6 protein-coding genes are annotated in these 5,555 nt (G+C 27.5%); all 6 read left to right on the top strand.

Translation table 11 applies throughout. From position 1 onward, the window contains the following. Positions 1 to 557: 557 nt before the first annotated feature. The 6 genes from AQ1689_RS05495 to AQ1689_RS05470 all read left to right on the top strand — a co-directional run bounded on the left by AQ1689_RS05495 (position 558) and on the right by AQ1689_RS05470 (position 5,468). Entirely contained in the window at positions 558 to 932 is a 375-nt protein-coding gene (locus tag AQ1689_RS05495; protein WP_101955443.1) for a hypothetical protein, read from the top strand. A gap of 132 nt (positions 933 to 1,064) precedes the next feature. Continuing rightward, positions 1,065 to 2,408, top strand: a complete 1,344-nt coding sequence (gene gdhA / locus AQ1689_RS05490) for an NADP-specific glutamate dehydrogenase (RefSeq protein ID WP_058885994.1) — start codon at positions 1,065 to 1,067, stop codon at positions 2,406 to 2,408. Positions 2,409 to 2,529: 121 nt separating this feature from the next. After that, positions 2,530 to 3,078, top strand: coding sequence for an XAC2610-related protein (locus AQ1689_RS05485; protein WP_101955442.1), 549 nt, complete (start codon positions 2,530 to 2,532; stop codon positions 3,076 to 3,078). Continuing rightward, a complete protein-coding gene (locus AQ1689_RS05480; RefSeq protein ID WP_101955441.1) occupies positions 3,071 to 4,213 on the top strand; it encodes a hypothetical protein in 1,143 nt (380 codons plus the stop codon). The genes AQ1689_RS05485 and AQ1689_RS05480 overlap by 8 nt, the downstream gene beginning before the upstream one ends. Beyond that, positions 4,210 to 4,896 carry a hypothetical protein gene (locus tag AQ1689_RS05475; RefSeq protein WP_101955440.1) on the top strand — a complete coding sequence of 229 codons (687 nt, stop codon included), beginning with the start codon at positions 4,210 to 4,212 and terminating at the stop codon, positions 4,894 to 4,896. The genes AQ1689_RS05480 and AQ1689_RS05475 overlap by 4 nt, the downstream gene beginning before the upstream one ends. A gap of 2 nt (positions 4,897 to 4,898) precedes the next feature. Further along, positions 4,899 to 5,468: a histone H1/H5 family protein gene (locus tag AQ1689_RS05470; RefSeq protein WP_180947539.1), complete on the top strand. Its 570-nt coding sequence runs from the start codon at positions 4,899 to 4,901 to the stop codon at positions 5,466 to 5,468. Positions 5,469 to 5,555 lie beyond the last annotated feature (87 nt).

Genomic DNA, 5,555 nt, shown 5'->3' with positions numbered 1-5,555 from the left:
AACTATGAATTATTAATGGAATCTTCCGAAAATATAACCAAATTATCCGCCATAAAACTTTTATTGAATAAAATTTAAACAGGCTCTAAGAAATAAGGTTATTAATTCATAATAAAAACTACATTTATCTTAAATTCAAAAACCGATAAAAAAGTTACAAAACTCTATGTTTTAAAAAAATATAATCCTTTTAAATCAGACGGATATTTTAATTTCTACTTTGTTAGAGTAGGAAAGGATGAAATCCAAACATCTCAAATATATGTTGAAAATTTCTCAAATGAATTGTATACAAATACAAAGCAAGTAGAAGATTTATTTTTTGAAATACCCACATTTAAAAAGGAATACCTTATTAAGGTTAATATAAAAAGAGCTGACCAAATAATGATTTGTGAAATTATTAGAGAGCCTCAAGAAGAATAAAATAGAAGAACGCAATTGAAAAACAAAATTGGAATTAAAGCAGGTTAAAACATTGATTTTGGAATAAAAAAACACTAAAATCTAAGACCATATAAAATTAATTGCATTAATCAACACAAAAAAAACTAATTATGAAAATTGAAAAGAAATACAAAAAAGAGATTGATATTTTTACATTTCTTTCGAAGAAATATAGTGGTGAAAAAAAATCATTTGAAGAGGTTTTTAAAATTGCAAAAACTATAAGAATTAAAGAACCATTTAATTTAAAACCTTATGAGGAACTAACAAAAAAGACTCAAGGGAACTTTGAAAATAGATTAGCAAGGTTTTTAGGAGGAACAAAGGAAAGTTCAAAATTTAGTAATTCAATACAAGCGGAAACATTCAATATTGAAAATATTCTTGGTAAAAAATGTACAGATTGGGTGTTTCCAATAAATCCTTCAGAGAAATTAAGTCCACAGGTTAAGAAAGACGAGCAAAAATTTAGATTCCCTATATAGATGAAATCACAAATAAATATTAAAACAGTTAATTTTTGATGTTTTTAAATTTAACAGATTGTAAATTAATTATATTTGCCTAAAGGAATTTGTTAATCAGAATTACAACACATAAATAACACAAACTAGATTATGGAATCTAAAATAAATGATTTTATGAATTACGTGAACGAACGTAATTCTAACGAGCCAGAATTTTTACAAGCTGTTCACGAAGTAGCAGAAACTGTAATTCCATTTATTGAAAACAATCCTAAGTATCAAGGGAAGAAATTGTTAGAAAGAATGGTTGAACCAGAAAGAACTTTAATGTTTAGAGTTGCTTGGGTTGACGATAAAGGAGAAACTCAAGTAAACAGAGGGTACAGAGTAGAGTTTAACTCGGCTATCGGACCTTACAAAGGTGGTTTACGTTTTCACCCGTCTGTAAACTTATCAATCTTAAAATTCTTAGGATTCGAACAAGTATTTAAAAACTCTTTAACTACTTTACCAATGGGTGGAGGAAAAGGAGGTTCTGATTTTAATCCAAAAGGAAAATCTGATAGAGAAGTAATGGCTTTTTGTCAGGCTTTTATGTCGGAATTATTCCGTCATATTGGAGCTAATACCGATGTTCCTGCGGGAGATATTGGTGTTGGAGGAAGAGAAATCGGATTTATGTTCGGTCAATATAAAAAATTACGTAACGAATTTGTTGGAGTTTTAACTGGTAAAGGTGCCTCTTGGGGTGGTTCTTTAATACGCCCAGAAGCAACAGGTTACGGTGATGTTTATTTTGCTCAAAACATGTTAAAAGTAAAAGGAGATTCTTTTGAAGGTAAAACTGTTGTGGTTTCAGGTTCTGGAAACGTTGCACAATATGCTACTGAAAAAGCAACTGAATTAGGAGCTAAAGTAGTTACTTTATCAGATTCTTCAGGATATATTTATGATGCTGACGGAATCGATGCTGAGAAATTAGCACACGTTATGGAAATTAAAAATGTTCGTAGAGCTAGAATTAGCGAATATGTAACAAAATATCCTAACGCAAAATTCTTTAAAGGCGAAAGACCTTGGAGCGTTAAATGTGATGTAGCTTTACCATGTGCAACTCAAAATGAGTTAAACGGTGAAGAGGCAAAAACATTAGTTGCAAACGGAGTTATTTGTGTTGCCGAAGGAGCAAACATGCCTTCTACACCAGAAGCTGTTGAGGTTTTCCAAAACGCAAAAATCTTATTTGCACCAGGAAAAGCATCTAATGCAGGTGGAGTAGCAACTTCAGGATTAGAAATGAGCCAAAACTCATTACGTTACAACTGGACAAGAGAAGAAGTAGATGCTAAATTAAAACAAATTATGAACGATATTCACGCATCTTGTGTTGAATATGGTACGCAAGCTGATGGTTTTGTAGATTACGTAAAAGGAGCAAATGTTGCTGGTTTCGTAAAAGTTGCTGATGCAATGTTAGATCAAGGAGTTGTGTAATAATTCCTTATTATAATATTTAAAAGCACGCTATTTATAGCGTGCTTTTTTTATGTCTATTTTTGAAAAACGCCAATACATCAAACAAATAATTACTTACTTTTATAGTTAAAACTGCTATATGAAACATTTGTTAATTTTTTTGTTCTTTTCATCAACTTTAAATGCTCAGTTTACTGATTTTGAAAAGGAAGATGTTATTTTTAAAAGAGTAAAAAACAGCCAAACATTTAAAATCAAGGAATTTAATTTTGTAATAACATGGGATGAGAAATTATCTTATTCGTCTAATTTAGAACGGCATTATGGCGGTATAAAATTGCTGGAAATATGTAAAAAAGATATGCATATTACTAGCTTTAATAATATAGAAGATCCAACAGCTTTAGATGAAATTGTAATTCGTTTTTACGACTACAATTTAGATGGATTTATAGATTTTGCCATGCCTATTAGTGTTGGTGGTAGTACTTGGTTAAGATATTATATATACAATCCTACTACTAAAAAATACTTGCATGAAAAAGAGTGGGATTATTTAAGAATTCAAAAAATAGATAAAACTAATAAACGTATTCTTACCCAACCTGATGGAAATGTTGATAATAGAAAATTATTTAAAATTGAAGGAAGTAAATTAATTAAGGTAAAGAAAACTAATAATGATTGAAAGTAAATATTATTTAAAAGAGTTATTTAAAGAAAATAAAGGTTTAATATTTCAGTTAATAACAAAATATTACTCGTTTGAATTAACAGATTTATTAAAGTTAAATAAAAATGTAGATTGGATGCTTCTAAGTAATAATGAAAATATATTATGGTCAATTGATTTTGTGAAAGAATACAAAGATAAGCTTTGTTTTGATCATTTAGCTTGGTATAATTTTGAAGATCCTCAAAGACCAGGACTGTCGAGTAATTCTAAAATAAATTTAGATATTTTAAAAAAGTATAGTAATAAATTAAGCTGGGAAATGGTTTCTTGGAATTTTGATTTTTATAATACTAATATTGATCTAATATTAGAAAATAAAAATTTATTTTGGAATTGGTATTACTTATCTAGAAATAAAACATTAGTATGGAGTGAAGATTTTATAGATAAATATCAGTACGAAATAAGTTGGGATGATTTATGTTCAAACGGTAAAGTAAATTGGACAGAATCGTTGATTAAAAAATATGAGAAAAAATTGAATTGGGATAGTCTATCTTTTAAAGAAAATTTACCATGGTCTAGTTCTTTTTTTTTAAAATATGAAACACAACTTAATATAAACAATTTATCATGGAATAATGGTTTTTCTTGGAATGAAGAATTGATTGAAAAATATAAGGAAAATATTAACTGGGAACATCTAAGTGAAAATACGGGAGTACAATGGTCAAGTGATTTGATTGAGAGGTTTGGGTGTGAGAATTTTGATGTTTTTGATAATGAGAGACATCTAAGTAAGAAATTTGGATGTTTTGAGTTGAGTAAAAATCCATCATTACCATGGAATGATATTAATTTTTTTTTAAAATTCATTCATTTTTATATATTAGATTGTGATTTTTCAGGATTAATAAGTAATAATGGAATTAATTGGTGTGAAATGAAAATAAAAATATGTGAGATGAAATGGACTAATTTCCAGAGAGATAAAGTTATTCTACCTAAAAGAAATTTAAAAAATATTGATTTTTATATTAATAAAAATAATGAATTAGATGAAAATAAGGCTGGCGAAATTATCTGGAATATAATTTCACCTTTAATTGATATTGAAGAAGTAATTTTTATATTTAATAACAAATGAAAATAGCAGGAAATTTAACAGTTAATGATTGGAATGAGTTAGAAAAAAAAATAAAGGATTCAGAAAATGAATTATGGGGTTTGGCTGCTCATTTTTTTGAAGAACGCATAAAAACGAGGTATTTAGCACCAATACATGCAATACAAAATTTAAATCTGAAGGAAGGAGAAGGTTTTGCTATGGTTAATTTGCAATGTTCTTTAATAGAAACTTTTGAGTGTTTTATTAATGGGTGGTTGTTTTATCTTGATGATAATTGTAGTGGATGTAAGAAGAATAAAATCTATTGGAAAAATGCTAATAAAGAGGAAATAAGTAAAAGTAATAAGGATATATTTATTTCTTTTTTTGATAAATTTAAGGATAAGTTTGATGGTATTGATGGAGAGAGTTTTTATTCAAATGTTCGTTGTGGTTTATTACATGAAACGCAAACAAAAAATAATTGGGTTATAAATGTTGCTGACGAAAAGAATAAAAAATGTTATGAAGAGAAGGGTGAAAAGTACATAATCTATAGAAATAATTTTCAAAATCGATTAGAAAAATTACTTGAAGAATATCAACAAACTCTTATAAATGGAAAAAATTTTAGAGGTAAAGAAGAGTTTAGGGGAATATCAACAGAAGATTTAAGATTAAATTTTATAGCAAAAATGACTCATATTTGTAAACAATCATAATTATGAAAATAGCAATACTTGGTTGGGGTTCGTTAATTTGGCAACCCAAAGAATTAGCATTTGATAAAGAACAAGATTGGCAAAATAAAGGTGCAATTTTACCAATAGAATTTGCAAGAATATCTAAAAATGGTAGGCTAACTTTAGTTATTACTTCTGAAGGAACTGAGTTAGAAGCATTATATGCGACATCGACATATAAAATGGTAGAAGAAGCTGTTTTAAACTTAGCAGTAAGAGAAGGTTCTAGAAGATTAAGTATTGGTTCTTATATTAAAAAAGATGATATTTTTAACAGAAATGATTTTAAATTCAAAAAAAATATAAAAAACTGGATTGAGCAAACAGATTTTGATGCTGTTATTTGGACAAATTTAGGTGAGAAATGGAAAATAGAAGAAAACGGAAATGAAAGATTAATATCTAAAGAAAAAAGGTTAGAATATCTAAAAGAACTTAGAGGAAATACAAGTGTTTTAGCAGAAGAATATATTAGAAAAACTCCTGTTCAAATTACAACAAAATATAGAAAATTAATTGAAAAAGAATTAAAATGGCTACCAATTTCTTAGAGCCTGTTTAAATTTTATTCAATAAAAGTTTTATGGCGGATAATTTGGTTATATTTTCGGAAGATTCCATTAATAATTCATAGTTTC

It is taken from the genome of Tenacibaculum finnmarkense, assembly GCF_900239185.1.
Lineage (GTDB): Bacteria > Bacteroidota > Bacteroidia > Flavobacteriales > Flavobacteriaceae > Polaribacter > Polaribacter finnmarkensis.
This window is presented reverse-complemented; position numbering and strand designations above follow the sequence as displayed.